This is a genomic window from Odoribacter sp. N54.MGS-14 (assembly GCF_000980295.1).
GTDB lineage: Bacteria > Bacteroidota > Bacteroidia > Bacteroidales > Marinifilaceae > Odoribacter > Odoribacter splanchnicus.
In genome coordinates, this window is record NZ_LARL01000068.1 from 1 (window position 1) to 17,186 (window position 17,186).

Sequence of the window (17,186 nt, forward strand, 5' to 3'; positions counted from 1 at the left end):
TTTTGCAACGGTAAGATAATTCTTTTTACCGAAATAAACAATAGCAAAAGGGGCTATCCGACTTTTTGGACAGCCCCTTTTACTCTTCAATCACCAACCGGAAACCGGAGCCGTGAACGTTCTCTATCTTTATATTCTGATCATCTTTAAAATATTTCCTCAATTTAGTCACATAAACATCCATACTTCTGGCTGTAAAATAATCATTGGTCCCCCATATCTCGGTCAATGCTTTCTCACGGGGTAACAAGCCATCTTTATAATTATACAGCAATTCCAGCAGACGAGCCTCTTTCGGGGTCAATTTGATTTGTTCCTCATTTTTTGTGATCGTCCGCAATTCGGTATTGAACACATATTCACCGATAGTGATAAATTTCGGTTTAGGCTCGGCTTCTTCGTGTTTACTACGGCTAAGGATCGCTTTAATCTTCAAAATCAGTACTTCAGAATCAAAAGGCTTTACAATATAATCATCCGCCCCGATCTCATAACCTTGTTTCATATCTTCTTTCATACTTTTAGCCGTGATATAAACAAAGGGCACATTTCCATCGATCTCACGAATTTTTTTACCTAAGGTAAAACCGTCCATTTCAGGCATCATAACATCCAGTAAACAGATGTCGAACTTATCTTTCCGGAAAGCCTCCAAACCATCGTTACCATTCACACATAAAGTAACTTCATAATCGGATAATTCCAAATAAGATTTCAATACCGAACCAAAACAGGGGTCATCTTCCACTAACAATATTTTCTGTGCCATACTTTTTGATTTTTGACTTACGATTTACAATTTACGATTTCAACTTTTAATGCAAGGCTTTTCAAAGCTCTTTTCGTAAATCATAAATCTGAAATCTAAATTATTTTATTCTTTTTTAAATTCTATCTCTACCAAAGTTCCTTTATTTTTCCTGGAAGTCAATTTCACGCTTCCACCGTGCAACTCTACGATAGACTTCACATAACTCAGCCCCAATCCGAATCCTTTCACGTTATGTAAATTTCCACTCGGGACACGGTAAAAACGTTTGAATACTTTCTTCTGGGCTTCTTTCGATATGCCGATACCATGATCTTGCACTCCGATCAGATAAGCTCCGGTCTTTTCTTGTGTATATACCAATATATCCGGTTTTCCGCCCGAATATTTAATGGCATTATCGATCAGATTGCATACAGCATTCATCATATGAACTTCATCTACCGAACGGATGAAATGATCGGCTTCAAACTTGCACTCCAAAGTTCCGCCGGCATTTTGGACAATGAGCATAAAATGTTCAGCTGCTTCTCTGACCATTTCATTGATATCTACCTCAGTCTTATTTATTTGCAATTCTCTCCGATCCAACTTCGCTTGTTGCAAGATCCGCTCGACGTACTTATTCATCCGGTCATTTTCACTCTTAATCATGGTATTGAATTTCAGGATCTGTTCCCGGTCGTTCAATACCTTATCTTTCATAATAGCAGAAGTAGCCAGAGATATCGTCGCTATCGGGGTCTTGAATTCGTGCGTCATATTATTGATAAAATCGTTCTTGATGACCGATAATTTCTGTTGACGCATAATGATAACGATCGTAATAATAAATACGAACATCAACCCGAAAATACAGAATCCGGAAGCTAAAAACAGCCACCCCATATTTTCCAGTAAGACCGGCTGCACCGACTCAAAGCTCACCCCCAGATAATATCCTTTTTTGACTAAATCCTGTTGAAACAGTTCCACATAATAAAAATTCTTAGGAGCCCCACCTTTTACCCTGTTCAGCAGTCCCTGTTTAGTCATAATCTCATAAGTGAAAGGCAAATGAATATTATAAGTCCGGAAACCATACAATAATAAATTATCGATATCAATATGAGCCAGACGTTGTTCGGCAGATACATTTTCCGGATCTTTTTCATGAAGCAAACGTATCAGAAATTCTTGCATCTGCTGACTGAATTGTGCCAGTCTGGCAGCCCGCGCCGTACTATCCCGCTGAGGTAACTCCATCGACCGGATCGTTTGCTCGATAAATTCCTGATCCATTTTCTTCCCGATTCCGGAACGGGCATACGGGACAACCGAAAACAAATAGGAACGCTCTCCTTTCAACCGATTGATATCGTTATTCAGAATATTAAACAAATTGTTGGAATACCATTCAGAGGAGGTTCCCCCTTGCTGGGAAGCGATCAGGTCATTGTAGTTTTTAATCTCCCCGATCTGTTCATTCATTTCTTGTTTGTATCTCAGGTAATTGAATTCATCGATCCGGTTGACCACCCGGTTCAATACATCGTATACCTGCGAAGTAAATTTCGTTTCCCGTTCCCGGATAGCATATTTTATCCACAGCCATTGCACAACGACTACTGCCGTAAATGCAGCCATCATCACAACCAAAAGAATTTTAATAATTGTCTTCTTTATCATACTCCAGGAATATCTCCGTAAAAATAGTATTTATTACAAAATAATCAAAATCTGTATGATATGAAAATAAAAGGGGGTACCGGACAGGTACCCCTAAAAACAACTAAGTAATAAAAACGGGAAAACAAAACCATTTACATGGCTTTACTTTTATTGCAATTTTTCTGCAGTAGTCTTATAAACATTACTTTCCTTATTGGCAATCTCCAATTTCTTGAACAGCTCTCTCTGTAAATCGAGACTATCTTTCAGTTCGTCTTGTAATAAGAAAAGAGACAATTCCATCGTCGGGTTAACTTCGATCAGGTTCTTGACATATTTAGCACGAGCGCGGATATAACGTTGTCTTTGCAACTGATGAACTCCCAACAATACTTCTTCTTCTTTCGATCTTTTGGGTTTTTCCATGATCTTTTTGATTGCTTTGTCGATCGGTTCGATCGGTCCTTCATATTTCTCCTTGAACATTTTTTTCAACTTCGCATATTCCATATCCAAGCCCGAACCTTTCACTTCAATTTGATCAGGGAATTTAATTTTTCCCTGAATCCATATCTGATCTTTACTATCGAGAATAAATTCTAATGTATTTTTTCCTGCCACATCCACCCATACTCTAGCTGGTATTTGCAATGCCTCTGTTTCGAGATCGATATTACCGTCCGTAACATCTTGCTGGGCTAAGATCACCAATCCTTGTTGTCCCGGCATCTCTGCCAACAATTTTACAGTACCCTGTAAACCAATAACTTTTCCTCTGACTTTTACCTTATTAGAATTACATCCGGCTAATAAAAGCGTAAAAGCAATTAAAAATAAACAAATCCTTTTCATTTTCTTATATCACTTTGTAAATTTTATAGCGCAATTTTCTACAAAGATATAAAAAAACCAAATGAACCAAGAAAATTTAAGAATTTGTTTCGGTTACAAAAGTTAAAAAGCGTGTACCCTTAAAGCTCCAATGTTTCAAATAATTGCAAAATCTGTCCCGAAGGTCTGGGCGCATTCGAATTTAAAATTTTCCCATCAGGCCCGATCAGGATAAATCTCGGCACACTGATAATCATATAATCTTCTGCAAATTTATCTGCAGCCCCACTAAAGGTATGATTTCCAGCATAGGGATTCTGATGCAGAAAATTTAGCCAGGTATTCTGCTCGTCAGCGTTTCTTCCCACCGCGACAGTCAAAAATTGAATATTTTTACCGGCATATTTCTTTTGTAATAAATTCAAATAAGGCAACTCACTTTTACAAGGTACACACCAAGTCGCCCATACCATGATATACAAATAGGATCCCCGGAAAGCTTCTAAAGTCACTGTTTTCCCCTCGGTATCCCGAAGGGCAAAATCAGGAGCATCGTGTCCCGGTAGAATCTTTTCCCACAATTCTACCATACCGTCGATATAAGCGATTTTATTCGGATCCGTACATTCCTGATGGAAAACGGACAACAAATAATCAGCTCCCTCAATTCCGTTATTTTCACAGATATAATTATAAACGAGCTGAGTCAGTAAAAAACTCTTAATCGTCGGACTATTTACGGTAGCCAGAATATAATCGGCAATCCCGTCGGAATAATTCTCCCATCCCTGAGCACCGCGACTTCCTTGTATATAAACATAATTCAGCAAGAAATCACGGTAATCTTTTGCTCCGATCAGTCTTTCATTATTAATCGAGAAAGAAGATAAGAAATCGGAAAAAACACTCCCCGGACGATAGTCTTCGTCCGGATACATATTCCTCCGGAAAGAGGGATACAACGACGCTCTTACAGCAATGGAATATCCGATTCGTTGTTTTTCCAATTCTGTAAAAGAATCGTCAAAATTTTTCGCTTCCAGCAATTTCACCTTTTCGTCGATAAGTGCCCTCATCTTCTGTACGAACTCTTCTTCGTTCAGCGCATAATAGTCTTTATCGAAAAAGACTGCAATCTCCTGTTCTTTCAGGTAGCTATTGATCCCACCCAAACTCCCCCGAAAATACAAAGACCCCGAGAAATTTTTTGCATTCACATAGATTTCCAGATCCTCTCCCGGACTCAGATAAAGATTCAGGGCATTATGTAACATCGTGGCATATCCACCTTTTACCATATCGATCTTACCTGAAAAAAAACCTTGCTGATCCAAGGACAAAGTATAAATGCTGTCGTCTACCAAAATACTGACAATAGAATCTCCGTTTTCAATCCGTCCACTGACTTGTACAACGTCACTTTTCGAACATGAAAACAAAGAAACCAGCACCAATATTAAAACAATTATTTCTTTCATTATTTTCCAGCTAATTATCAGCCATAATAAGCCATATTACTCTGATTAGCAAATATAAAACAACAATCGGGAAAAATATGTTAAAGAAAGGCTAAAAGAAAAGATTGTTCTGAATAAGAAAATAAAAAAAGCTGCGGAAATAAAATCCGCAGCTTTATATTGAACTATGGCATTCAACTTATTTTACAATAGCCTGGAAATCAGCATTGTCAAACAATTTAGCGAATTCCATATCAGTAGCAGCTAATTTCTTCATAGAAGCATCTTTGCTACAAGCAGTTTTCAAGTTAGAAAGCACTGCACTATTATCGTTGTTACGGGCAGCGATAACAGCTTTCAGGTAAGAAGCCAAAGCAGAATCATCTTTACCTTCATTCAGTTTTTTAGCAGCTTCGTTATTGTTACCTGCCAGGATATTAGCTAAAGCAGCATTGACACAATTGCATTTTCCAAAATAGTCTACAGCAGCTTTATAGTCACCTTTCATGATAGCCACAATACCTTTGTTGTAGTTTACTTCGTTGCCAGCACCGGTAGCAGCACCGAACAATACTTCAGCTTCTTTTACGTTACCGTTGATCAATTCAACAGCACCTAAGTTGTTCTTAATCGTTTTATTGTTTGCAGACAAAGCATTCGCTTTTTCGAAGTCAGCTTTAGCCTGAGCAACTTTACCCGTTTCGAACAGAATCATACCTGCGTCGTTAAAACCTCTCCAGTCGTTCGGGAATTGTCTCATAGCAGCTTCGTAGATAGCTAATTTATCTCCATTATTATCGAACAGCGTAGCTGCATACAATAATTCTTCAACATTCAGAGCAGAAGGATTAGATTTTGCCAGGTTACGGATTTCTTCATCCGATTTACCGATACGTTCTGCATTTACAACAAATTTAGAACGTCTCAGTTTCGGCAGGATTTGTTCAGCCACTACAGAATAAGCAGAAGAAATATTTTTGATTTCTCTTTCTCTTACTTCAGGATCTGAATACATAGCCAGTACACGCAAGATTAATTCTTTGTCGCGGATATTAGATTCTTCCATCGCTTTTTTGAAACCTTCCCAGTCTTCAGCCACAACATATTTTTTGAAGAAATCCAAGTCTTTGTATTCTTCTACTTTATTTTTCTTCATGTTGTTTTTAACGAACTTGTCAGCAGCACCTTCCCGGTTGTTAGCCAAATTCTCGTTAAAAGACATCGGACCATCAGGAGAAGCATAAGACTGAATCTGGATATTTTTCAATTCCATATCTTCTGCAGCTTTCGCATCTTTGATGAATTTTTCCATTGCCTTGATTTCTTTTGAACTCATTTCTTTGGTACGGATCTGAGCAGAATTGATCAAGTAATAGATAGCAGCTTCCTGTTCTTCCTTGGTGATTCTTTCGAACTGATCCGCACCGATAGCGATAGCCGGAGCATTATTCACCATAGTAGCGGTAGCAATCACACCATCAGCAATTTTACGGGATTCATAATCAGCAGATTTTTTACCTTTAGATCCCTGAAATTTCACATACAAGCCGGAAACTCTCATTCCTTCTTCAAAAGGAACGGTTCCACTATAATTGACAGTCTTTTCGGTAGCATAAGGTACAACCTCGTTGTTTCCCTGCACTTTTTCTCCCTGGAAAGTTTTAGGATCATAAGCTTTTTCCCCACCATTTTGGAATTTTAAAACCGGAGTAGCAACCAAAGTTACTTTCTTGTTAAAATATTTAGCAGGAATAGTAGCATCGATTTTAAGGTCTACTTGGCCACCTTTAGCTTCCAGCATTTCAGGAGTTACCTTATAAGCAATGTTCTTTTCTAATCTTTTCATCTTATTCAGAGATGAACAAGAAGCAACAACAAACCCGGCTAACGCAACGGTAGCAACAGTTTTCAATGTTCTTTTCATAATCACTTTCAAATTTATTCTTAATATTCAAATTGGTTGCTCAATAAGCAAAGCAAATGTATAAAAAAATATTAAAACATTCACTTATCTGGAAAAATATTGAAACTAATCTACATTAATTTTATGCATCACTAACTTTTCTGCTTTTTCGATGGCTTTTTCTATTCCTTCCGGATAGGCCCCTCCCGCAGTTGCAAAGAAAGGTTGTCCGCCTCCGCCACCTTTTATTTCCTGAGCAGCTTCACGCACGATCTGACCGGCATTCAACCCGTAGTCTTCCGCTATACTATTACTGATCATCACGGTCAGGTGAGGCTTCCCGGCATTTACACCTCCCGCAATGAAAATCACTTTTTCATATTCCCCTTTCAGTTGAAAAGCGATGTCTTTCACCTGAGCTGCAGGGATAGACAAATTCGTTATGATCAGGTTGATATCCCGGTATACCTTTTTCTCGTTTTTCAACCGTTCTTTCAACAAACGCAAGCTTTCTTTAGCAAATTTTTCGGTTTCTTTTTTTAATCCTTCATTCTCTTCCAAAACATTCTTTACACATTCCATCAGATTTTTATTGGATTTGAACATCTTTTCCATTTCCCGGATGATAGCAAAGGAATTATTGATGTACTCTTCCGCTTTATCGGCTGTGATCGCTTCAATACGACGCACACCGGCAGAAACCGAACTCTCAGACAGAATCTTGAAAAAACCAATTTGTCCGGTAGCCGGAACGTGTGTACCTCCACACAGTTCGACAGATTCCCCATACTTGATCACCCGGACCAGATCGCCATATTTTTCCCCGAAAATCGCTAAAGCTCCCATAGCTTGTGCCTTAGCCATAGGGACACTGCGATGTTCTTCCAAAGGAATATTCATACGGATCAACCGGTTTACAATGGCTGCAACCTCGGCCAGTTCTTCATCGGTTACTTTCTGGAAATGTGAAAAATCGAACCGTAAATGCTCGTCACTCACATAAGAACCTTTCTGTTCGACATGCTTTCCTAACACTTTCCGCAAAGCATAATCCAGCAGGTGGGTAGCCGAGTGATTATTAGCGGTCAGCACCCGCTTATGTTCATCCACTTTTGCGACGAAAGTCTGGGTTACATCCTCCGGCATCTTCTCCGCCAAATGAATGGTCAGTCCATTTTCTTTCTTAGTATCGATAATCCGGATAGTCTCTTTCTCTCCGATCAGTACTCCGCTATCACCTACCTGTCCTCCTCCCTCTCCATAGAAAGGAGTAATATTGAATACCAGGTGATAGAAGGTCTTGTTCTTGGTAACTACTTTCCGATAACGGGTGATTTTTACCTCCACCTCGGTATAATCATATCCTACGAACTCCTGAACATCGTCGTCGATCAATTCGATCCAATCGTCCGTATCTACAGAAGATGCTGAACGGGAACGCTCTTTTTGAGCTTCCATTTCAGCTTTGAATTCCCGGCGGTTAACCACCAACCCTTTCTCCCGCAAGATCAATTCGGTCAAATCGAGTGGGAATCCATAAGTATCGTATAATTCAAAAGCAACATTACCGGGAATCGTCAGAAAATCTTCTGCTTTAGTTTTCTCGATAATCCGATCCAGCAATTTGATACCTTTATCCAATGTCCTCAGGAAGGCATTTTCTTCTTCCCGTATCACTTTTTCAATCAATTCTTGCTGAGCGACCAATTCCGGATAATGTTTTCCCATCACTTCTATCAAAACAGGCACCAACCGGTACATGAAAGCTTCCTTCTGATCCAGGTAAGTATAAGCATATCTCACCGCTCTCCGCAAGATCCGGCGGATCACATAACCTGCTTTCACATTCGAAGGCAATTGCCCGTCTGTAATAGAGAAAGAAATAGTACGCAAATGGTCTGCTATCACCCGCATAGCCACATCGGCATCGTGAGACACCCCATACTTCAAACCGCTAAGCCGGGATATTTCATCGATGATTGGAGTAAAAACATCCGTATCATAATTAGAAGTTTTTCCTTGCACAGCCATACAAAGCCGTTCGAATCCCATTCCTGTATCCACGTGATGATTGGGTAAATTTTCCAGACTTCCGTCCGCTTTCCGGTTGTATTGCATAAATACAAGATTCCAGATTTCGATCACCAGTGGATTATCCTGATTCACCAGTTCACGACCGGATTTCAATTTTCTCTCCTCCTCGGGCCGGAGGTCGATATGGATTTCAGAACAAGGCCCGCAAGGTCCCATATCCCCCATTTCCCAAAAATTATCTTTTTTATTGCCGAAGAGTATTCGATCCTCGGACAAATAATTCATCCAAATTTTACGGGCTTCTGCATCTCCTTCCAGTCCGTCCTCTTTGCTTCCTTCAAAGACAGTAGCGTACAACCGGTTTTTATCCAGTCCCATAACTCCGGTCAGGAATTCCCAGGCAAAAGCAATCGCATCTTCTTTGAAATAATCACCGAACGACCAGTTCCCCAGCATCTCGAACATCGTATGATGGTATGTATCGTGTCCTACCTCTTCCAGATCGTTGTGTTTTCCGGAAACCCGGAGACATTTCTGCGAGTCCGCAACACGCCGGTGTTTGGGATTGATATTCCCAAGAATAATATCTTTGAACTGATTCATTCCTGCGTTTGTAAACATCAATGTAGGATCGTCCTTAATCACCATGGGTGCCGAAGGGACGATGGTATGTCCCTTACTTTCAAAAAAATCCAGAAACTTTTGTCTGATCTCTGCTGATTTCATATCTTTTTAATGAACAAGTTGTAACTATCTTTTTTGTACTCAGAAGTACAATTCAAAAACGGGATTGTGTTTCCACGTCCTGAACCTGCCCAAGACTGTCTCTCCCGTATCGACGCAAAATAGAATTGCAAAATTAGATTATTTCTTTAACTTTGCATCGAAAATTATCAATTTTATAATAAAAAATGGCGAAAACAGGTTATCGTTTTAATCCCGAAACACTGTCTTATGATAGAATACATGTCTCCGTAAAAAAGAAACTATGGTCGCTGGTCGTAAAATTCTTTTCCAGTTTATCCCTGGCCCTGGTCATCTTTTTGATTGTTTCCGCTATCGTCGATTCTCCGAAAGAAAAGGCACTGAAAAGAGAAAAAGAAGAAATACTGGCTCAATATCATATTCTGAACAACGAATTGGAGCGTATGGACGAGGTGTTGAAAAATCTGGAAACCCGGGATGACAATATCTATCGGGTGATATTCGAGTCCGAACCGATCGACGCTTCTATCCGCCGGGCAGGTTCGGGAGGAGTAAACCGGTATGAGTCCTTGAAAGACATGGACAATGCCGAATTGATCATCAATACCAGCAAAAAACTGGATGAATTATCGAAAGCGCTTTATATCCAAAGTAAATCGTACGATGAAATAGAAACATTGGCAAAAAATAAGATCGAAATGCTGGCATCGATACCGGCCATTTTACCCGTATCACTTAAAGATCCGAGTACCCGTTTTTCTTCCTCCTACGGCTATCGGATGCACCCGATTTATAAAACGGTAAAACTCCATGCCGGGATGGATTTTTCCGGAGCCGTCGGTACGCCGATCTATGCAACGGGAAACGGGAAAGTCGTATATGCAGAAATGCATCAAGGTTATGGGAAATGCGTATTGATCGACCACGGCTTCAATTATCAAACCCTTTACGCTCATTTGAGTGCTTACAATGTTAAGTCAGGCCAAAAAGTCAAACGTGGCGATATCATCGGATATATGGGTAATACAGGGATGTCTACCGGGCCTCATATTCATTATGAAGTAAAGAAAAACGGCATTCCTGTCGATCCGATTAACTATTATTTCAACGATTTAACAGCCGATGAATATGATAAACTCGTAACAGAAGCAAACAATAACGGGCAAACCATGGACTAAGCGGCAACTTTATACCTCAGATTATGGAACAGGAGAAACAACCATTAAAAGTATACTACTCAATCGGTGAAGTCGCCGATATGTTCGGAGTGAATACCTCACTGATTCGTTTTTGGGAAAAAGAATTCGACGTCATCAAACCACATAAAAACAAAAAAGGCAACCGCCAGTTTACCAAGGCAGATATCGACAATTTTCACCTGATCTATCATCTGGTCAAAGAAAAAGGCATGACACTCAAAGGTGCTCAGATGAAATTACGGGAAAACAAAGCGGAAACCGAAACCAACTTCGAAGTGGTAAAACGCCTGAAAGCAATCAAGGAAGAATTACTTCAGATTAAAGACCAATTACAATAATCAGGACTTACGGTCCCAAGTACAGACATGCAAAACCAGCAACGGCCCCTATATGTCAGAGACATCCTCTCTATTTTAGAGAACTTCGCTCCTTTGAGTTTACAGGAAAGTTACGATAATGCCGGACTCATCTGTGGCAATCCGGAAGCCGAAATACATTCGGTTCTGTTAAGCACGGATATTACCGAAGAAGTAATCAACGAAGCCGTACAGGGAGGACATGATCTGCTCATCTCCCACCATCCGCTCACGATACAGGGATTAAAAAATCTGCGTCCGGACAGCTATGTAAAACGTTGCCTCATCAAAGCCATTCGGCACAACCTCAATATCTACTCCGCACATACCAATCTGGATGCCGTATTACACGGTGTCAGCGGCAGAATGGCCGACAAACTGGGATTACAAAACCGGAAAATCCTGCAACCGGGCGGTAAATTATTCAGCCTGTGCTTCTACACGCCTGTTTCAAAGGCAGAAGAAGTAAGACAAGCCGTATTAGGAGTAGGCGGAGGCCACATCGGTAATTACAGTCACTGTTCATTCAACCAGAAAGGAGAAGGCACCTTTCACGCCGAGGCAGGCAGTCATCCCTATGTCGGAGTGATCGGGACCCTTCACCGGGAGGAAGAGATAAAAACCGAAATTACGGTCCCTGAATACCTCCTCTCCAAAAGCATAGAGACTTTACTGAAGGTACATCCTTATGAAGAACCGGTATGGAACATCGTTAACCTGGATAATACCAATCCTGTAACGGGTTTCGGAATCATCGGCGAACTCGCCGAGCCAGCCGATAGCCTGACTTTCCTGCAACAGGTAAAAAAGACTTTCCGTTGTAAAGTCGTCCGTCACACTGCAATCTGTAAATCTCAGATCCGGAAAGTAGCCGTCTGCGGCGGTTCCGGAGCCTTCCTCACTTCGGCCGCAATAGCTCAGGGAGCCGATATATATATCACCGGAGACTACAAATACCACGATTTCTTCCAGGCAGAAAATCGGTTGATCCTGACAGACATCGGGCATTATGAAAGCGAACAGTTCACAAAAGAGATTTTTTATGAGTTAGTTACAAAAAAAATATCTAACTTTGCGATTCAGTTTTCGAAGGTCGAAACAAATCCCATACATTATTTATAATAGGGTGTTTCTTCCTCTGATGGTTCAAAAATAAATTAGAGTTACTTTATAAATATGGCAACAAACAACGAAAAACTGCAAGAACTTTCTGTCGAAGAAAAATTGCAGCATCTTTATGAGCTACAACGCATTGATACGGAGATCGATAAAATCAAGACGTTAAGAGGGGAATTGCCTCTTGAAGTTCAGGACTTGGAAGACGAAATCGCCGGTCTGGAAACCCGTCTTGAAAATCTGAAAAATGAAATCAGTGAAGCTGACAAAAGTGTAACAAACAAAAAACAGGAAATCACCAAGTCGGAAGAGCTGATAAAAAAATATTCAGAGCAATTGGATAATGTCCGTAACAATCGGGAATACGATGCCCTGACCAAAGAAGTCGAATTTCAGAAACTGGAAATCGAATTACAGCAAAAAAGAATCCGGGAAGCTCAAAAACTGAAAGCCGAAAAAGAGGTAAATCTGGAAATTTCCAACAAACAATATACAGAAAAGAAAGCAGATTTAGAAGCGAAGAAAGCGGAACTGGACGACATCATCGCTGAAACCCACAAAGATGAAGAAGCATTGACCCAAAAATCCGAGGAATTATCTCAGAATATCGAAGAGCGTTTGTTGACAGCCTACCGGAAGATCCGTGACAATGCCCGCAACGGCCTGGCAGTCGTCACCGTCGACCGGGATGCTTGTGGAGGTTGTTTCAATAAAATTCCGCCACAGCGGCAATTGGATATCCGCTCCCGGAAAAAAATCATCGTGTGTGAGTATTGCGGACGAATCCTGATCGACAAATATATCTGTGACTATGACGGCAGCATGCAAAAAGCAGATCTCGAATCAGCGATGGAAGCTCAAAAGAAAAAAGGAAGACGAATCAAAAAATCAGAAGAATAAGAAAAGGCTGCAAATGCAGCCTTTTTATTATCATTTCAAATGGTAAAGGAGAATTCAGTTCTTAAAACTTATAAAGTTTTTCCTTTGTCACTTCAAGTACATTAAGTCAAGGCCTCTCATCAACTTTATAGGATTTATGAACTTTATGAACTCAAATCTAAAATCTAAAATTTCAGGCATGATTGCTACAAATTACAATCCGAAAGCAAGCGAAGAGAAATGGTACAAGTACTGGATGGATCATAAACTATTCCATTCGGAAGTAGATAACAGCAGAGAACCTTACTGCATCGTCATCCCTCCTCCTAACGTCACCGGAGTTCTACACATGGGGCACATGCTGAACAATACAATACAGGATGCTTTGGTACGCCGGGCCCGTCTGTTAGGGAAAAATGCTTGTTGGGTGCCTGGCACGGACCACGCTTCGATAGCCACAGAAGCCAAAGTAGTAGGTAAGCTTCAAAGTGAAGGAATAAAAAAAACCGATCTGACCCGGGATGAATTTTTAAAACACGCCTGGGATTGGACACATACACACGGCGGAATCATCCTCAAGCAATTAAAACGCCTGGGAGCTTCCTGTGACTGGGACCGTACTGCTTTTACCATGGATGAAGAACGAAGTGAAAGTGTACTGAAAGTTTTTGTCGACCTTTACAACAAGGGACTGATTTACCGGGGAGTACGTATGGTCAACTGGGATCCGAAAGCACTGACCGCTCTTTCCGACGAGGAAGTGGTTTACAAAGAAGAGCATAGTAAATTATACTATCTCCGTTATAAAATAGAAGGAGAAGACGGTTATGCCCTAGTAGCGACCACCCGTCCGGAGACCATCATGGGAGACACTGCTATGTGTATCAATCCCAAAGACCCTAAAAACCAGCATTTACGGGGAAAAAAGGTGATCGTTCCTTTGGTCGGGCGCACGATACCGGTTATCGAAGACGAATATGTCGATATTGAATTCGGTACAGGCTGTTTAAAAGTAACTCCAGCTCATGACGTCAACGACTATATGTTAGGTGAAAAATATCATTTGCCTTCTATCGATATTTTCAATGACAACGGTACGATCAGCAAGCAGGCCGGAATTTATGTCGGCATGGACCGTTTCGACGTACGGGAGCAGATAGAAAAAGATCTGCAAGCAGCAGGGTTATTGGAGAAAGTGGAACCTTACACCAATAATGTCGGTTTTTCGGAACGGACCAATGTGCCCATCGAGCCGAAACTATCTATGCAATGGTTCCTGAAAATGGAACATCTGGCGGAGATCGCTTTATCGCCGGTAATGAACGACGATATCCGTTTCTTCCCTTCTAAGTTCAAAAATACTTACAGACACTGGATGGAAAACATCAAAGACTGGTGTATCAGCCGTCAACTTTGGTGGGGACACCGGATTCCGGCCTGGTATCTGCCTGAAGGCGGGTATGTCGTCGCTTATAACGAAGAGGAAGCTTTACGCTTAGCCCGGGAGAAAAGTCATAATTCGAATCTGACCATTGCAGATCTACGACAAGATGAAGATTGTCTCGACACTTGGTTTTCTTCCTGGTTATGGCCTATTTCCTTATTCGACGGAATCAACCATCCCGGAAATCCGGAAATCAATTATTACTATCCCACGAACGATCTGGTGACCGGCCCGGACATCATTTTCTTCTGGGTGGCTCGTATGATCATGGCCGGTTATGAATACGAAGGGAAAATGCCGTTCAAAAATGTATATTTCACCGGTATCGTACGGGATAAACTAGGCCGTAAGATGTCTAAATCCTTGGGAAATTCTCCTGATCCGTTGGATTTGATCGACAAATACGGAGCAGATGGGGTACGGGTAGGGATGTTATTATGTGCTCCGGCAGGAGGTGATTTACTGTTCGATGAAAGTCTACCCGAACAAGGCCGTAATTTCACTACCAAGATGTGGAATGCTTTCAAACTGGTAAAATCCTGGGAGGTAGCCTCCATCGACCAACCGGCCCATTCCCGTTTGGCATTGGAATGGTTCAAACACCTGTTGGGAAAAGTAAACGAAACGTTGAATACCCAATTCGACCAATACCGGATCTCCGAAGCACTGATGACGGTATACACCACTTTCCGGGACGAATTTTCATCCTGGTTACTGGAAATGATCAAACCAGCGTACGGCCAACCGATCGATCGGAAAACGTATGAGGAGACGCTGAATATCTTCGAGCAACTGTTGCAATTACTACATCCGTTTATGCCATTTATAACAGAAGAGATCTGGCAAACCTTACGCGAACGACAAGACGGTGAAAGTATCATGATTTCACGACTCCCGAAGGCGACAAGTTATGACGAGAGTTATCTGTTACGCTTTGAAGCGGTAAAAAATATCATCGTAGGTATAAGAAATATCCGGAAACAAAATAATATCGCTTTCAAAGATGTCCTGGAGCTGAAGGTAAAAAAGAACGAACGTTATCCGGCTTCCTTCGATAGTATCATCCGTAAAATGGGCAATATCGGTCAGATCGGATTGGTTAACGAACCGGTCAAAGGAGCCTGGAGTTTTATCGCCGATACCGTCGAATATTTTATTCCGGCACAAGGTGAAGTAAACACAGCCGAAGTAAAAGCCAAACTGGAAGAAGAATTAAACTATACCCGTGGTTTTCTGACTTCAGTGATGAAAAAACTCAGTAATGAAAAATTCGTCAACGGTGCTCCCGAACAGGTAGTGGCCAATGAACGTAAAAAACAAGCCGATGCAGAGGTTAAAATTGCCGCAATCGAAGCACAGTTAAAAGGATTGTGACTTTTTACCGAAATAAACTATAGCGAAAGGGGCTATCCGACTTTTAGGATAGCCCCTTCATTTAGACAAACTTATTGTGCCAAAACCTTTTGTACACATTTTTCCAACTCTTCTCCTCTCAAACCTTCACCCACAATTCGGTTATTCTCATCCAATACAAACAACATTGGAATACCATGAATTTGATAAACATCCGTAACAATACTATTCCAACCTTTCAAATCAGACATATGCAACCAAGGCAATCCATCTGTTTCAATAGCTTTACGCCAAGCATCAACTTTTATATCTAAAGAAACTCCTATAATCTCCAAGCCTTTAGATTTATATTTTTCATAAACTTTTTTAACATTTGGATTCTCAGCTCGACATGGTCCACACCAAGAAGCCCAAAAATCAATGATTTTCGCTTTAGCTTTCACACCATAAATAGAAAGAGGTTTTCCATCCGGTGTCTTCATTTGCAAATCAGGAGCAATACCACCAACAATAAGCGCAGCTATCTTTTCTGCATAAGGTTTCACATAACACCCTGGAATTGTTGCTTTAGCCTTTTTACCCAACAAATCATATTTCTTTGACAAATTCTTTTTCTCCATCAAACGATCCTTCCGCCATGCCAGCAAACTAGCACTCACAATATTATCATTTGCCTTCAAAAATTCATCTTCCGCTTTATCGTAAAGATCTTCATACTGCAACAACAAACCTTTTATCTGTAATTTACCAAAATAATCGTCTTTACCATAGGTCTTTTCATATTCTTTACGCAAAGAATCACATTCATGCTGTAGCATAAACTCTTTCTTTCTAAACTCATTACGGAGATCTTGCATTTTACCACCACCGATAACTTTATATGCTTTCGGCTGCTTAACGTCCGCATCTATCTCATAATTCCCATTCTCCAAAAAAACAGGAAAACACAAACATGTATTCACTGCTCGAATCTCTGCAGCAATAGGCTGCTCTACCTTTCCGGTAAAGCAAAATTTCCCATCTGCCGTTATAGAATTACCAAGAGTATCATATTGGCCAATAGCATCTTGTACAAGCAATAAAATACGTCCTCCATGATTCTTTATCTGTCCCTCAATTTTATACTGCCCGAACATCTGCAGTCCCATAAGCAGTAACCCCACTAATATTACTGATTTTTTCATATACAAATATTTAATTTATCTTTTTCCTTTCTTTGTAAACAATGTCTACAATTTTACCTAATTTTTTAAATTCTTTCTTCTGAACCAAATCACCCATCAAATTCGGGACATCATACAAACGCATAATACCACATTCATTTTCTGCAGCTCCTTGAGCATGTGTTCCTATAACTAATTGGTAATTTCGAGCTCGTTCCCAATCTCCATAAGCTTCCCAAGCAACAAAAGGATTAAATCTGAGAACCTTTATACTTTCTCCTGGAAAATCTAACACCTTCTTTGCTGGAGTATCAGGATGCCCCATAT

The 17,186-nt window shown here is 40.6% G+C and carries 13 protein-coding genes; 5 read left to right on the forward strand and 8 right to left on the reverse strand.

The window, feature by feature from the left end; translation table 11 throughout:
• Positions 1 to 79: 79 nt before the first annotated feature.
• The 6 genes from WS42_RS12005 to alaS form a co-directional block, all read right to left on the reverse strand.
• Entirely contained in the window at positions 80 to 769 is a 690-nt protein-coding gene (locus tag WS42_RS12005; protein ID WP_013612079.1) for a response regulator transcription factor, read from the reverse strand.
• 105 nt (positions 770 to 874) lie between these two features.
• Positions 875 to 2,437 (reverse strand): sensor histidine kinase, encoded by a 1,563-nt coding sequence (locus WS42_RS12010; protein WP_229091401.1) that lies wholly within the window; start codon positions 2,435 to 2,437, stop codon positions 875 to 877.
• Between the two features lie 150 nt (positions 2,438 to 2,587).
• Positions 2,588 to 3,271 carry a hypothetical protein gene (locus WS42_RS12015; protein ID WP_046403806.1) on the reverse strand — a complete coding sequence of 228 codons (684 nt, stop codon included), beginning with the start codon at positions 3,269 to 3,271 and terminating at the stop codon, positions 2,588 to 2,590.
• A gap of 119 nt (positions 3,272 to 3,390) precedes the next feature.
• The gene (locus WS42_RS12020) at positions 3,391 to 4,728 is read right to left on the reverse strand and encodes a TlpA family protein disulfide reductase (RefSeq protein WP_013612082.1); all 1,338 of its coding nucleotides are present in this window, start codon (positions 4,726 to 4,728) and stop codon (positions 3,391 to 3,393) included.
• 178 nt (positions 4,729 to 4,906) lie between these two features.
• Complete coding sequence (locus WS42_RS12025) at positions 4,907 to 6,631, reverse strand: tetratricopeptide repeat protein (protein WP_022160573.1); 1,725 nt, start codon at positions 6,629 to 6,631, stop codon at positions 4,907 to 4,909.
• Between the two features lie 105 nt (positions 6,632 to 6,736).
• Entirely contained in the window at positions 6,737 to 9,370 is a 2,634-nt protein-coding gene (gene alaS, locus WS42_RS12030) for an alanine--tRNA ligase (protein WP_046403808.1), read from the reverse strand.
• A 185-nt stretch (positions 9,371 to 9,555) separates the two neighbouring features.
• Here alaS and WS42_RS12035 point away from each other — a divergent pair, with 185 nt between their 5' ends.
• The 5 genes from WS42_RS12035 (at position 9,556) to WS42_RS12055 (ending at position 15,717) form a co-directional block, all read left to right on the forward strand.
• A complete protein-coding gene (locus tag WS42_RS12035) occupies positions 9,556 to 10,527 on the forward strand; it encodes a M23 family metallopeptidase (protein WP_046451147.1) in 972 nt (323 codons plus the stop codon).
• Positions 10,528 to 10,550: 23 nt separating this feature from the next.
• Positions 10,551 to 10,886, forward strand: a complete 336-nt coding sequence (locus WS42_RS12040) for a MerR family transcriptional regulator (RefSeq protein ID WP_013612086.1) — start codon at positions 10,551 to 10,553, stop codon at positions 10,884 to 10,886.
• Positions 10,887 to 10,913: 27 nt separating this feature from the next.
• Positions 10,914 to 12,026, forward strand: coding sequence for a Nif3-like dinuclear metal center hexameric protein (locus WS42_RS12045; RefSeq protein ID WP_046451148.1), 1,113 nt, complete (start codon positions 10,914 to 10,916; stop codon positions 12,024 to 12,026).
• 54 nt (positions 12,027 to 12,080) lie between these two features.
• Positions 12,081 to 12,920, forward strand: a complete 840-nt coding sequence (locus WS42_RS12050) for a zinc ribbon domain-containing protein (protein WP_046403811.1) — start codon at positions 12,081 to 12,083, stop codon at positions 12,918 to 12,920.
• Between the two features lie 178 nt (positions 12,921 to 13,098).
• On the forward strand, positions 13,099 to 15,717 hold the full coding sequence (locus tag WS42_RS12055; RefSeq protein WP_022160569.1) for a valine--tRNA ligase: 2,619 nt from the start codon (positions 13,099 to 13,101) through the stop codon (positions 15,715 to 15,717).
• Positions 15,718 to 15,788: 71 nt separating this feature from the next.
• Here WS42_RS12055 and WS42_RS15585 read toward each other — a convergent pair whose 3' ends face one another.
• Both WS42_RS15585 and WS42_RS12065 read right to left on the reverse strand, forming a co-directional pair.
• Positions 15,789 to 16,880 (reverse strand): TlpA disulfide reductase family protein, encoded by a 1,092-nt coding sequence (locus tag WS42_RS15585; protein ID WP_286728538.1) that lies wholly within the window; start codon positions 16,878 to 16,880, stop codon positions 15,789 to 15,791.
• A gap of 10 nt (positions 16,881 to 16,890) precedes the next feature.
• A partial coding sequence (locus WS42_RS12065; protein WP_046451149.1) for a hypothetical protein occupies positions 16,891 to 17,186 on the reverse strand: 296 nt, incomplete at its 5' end.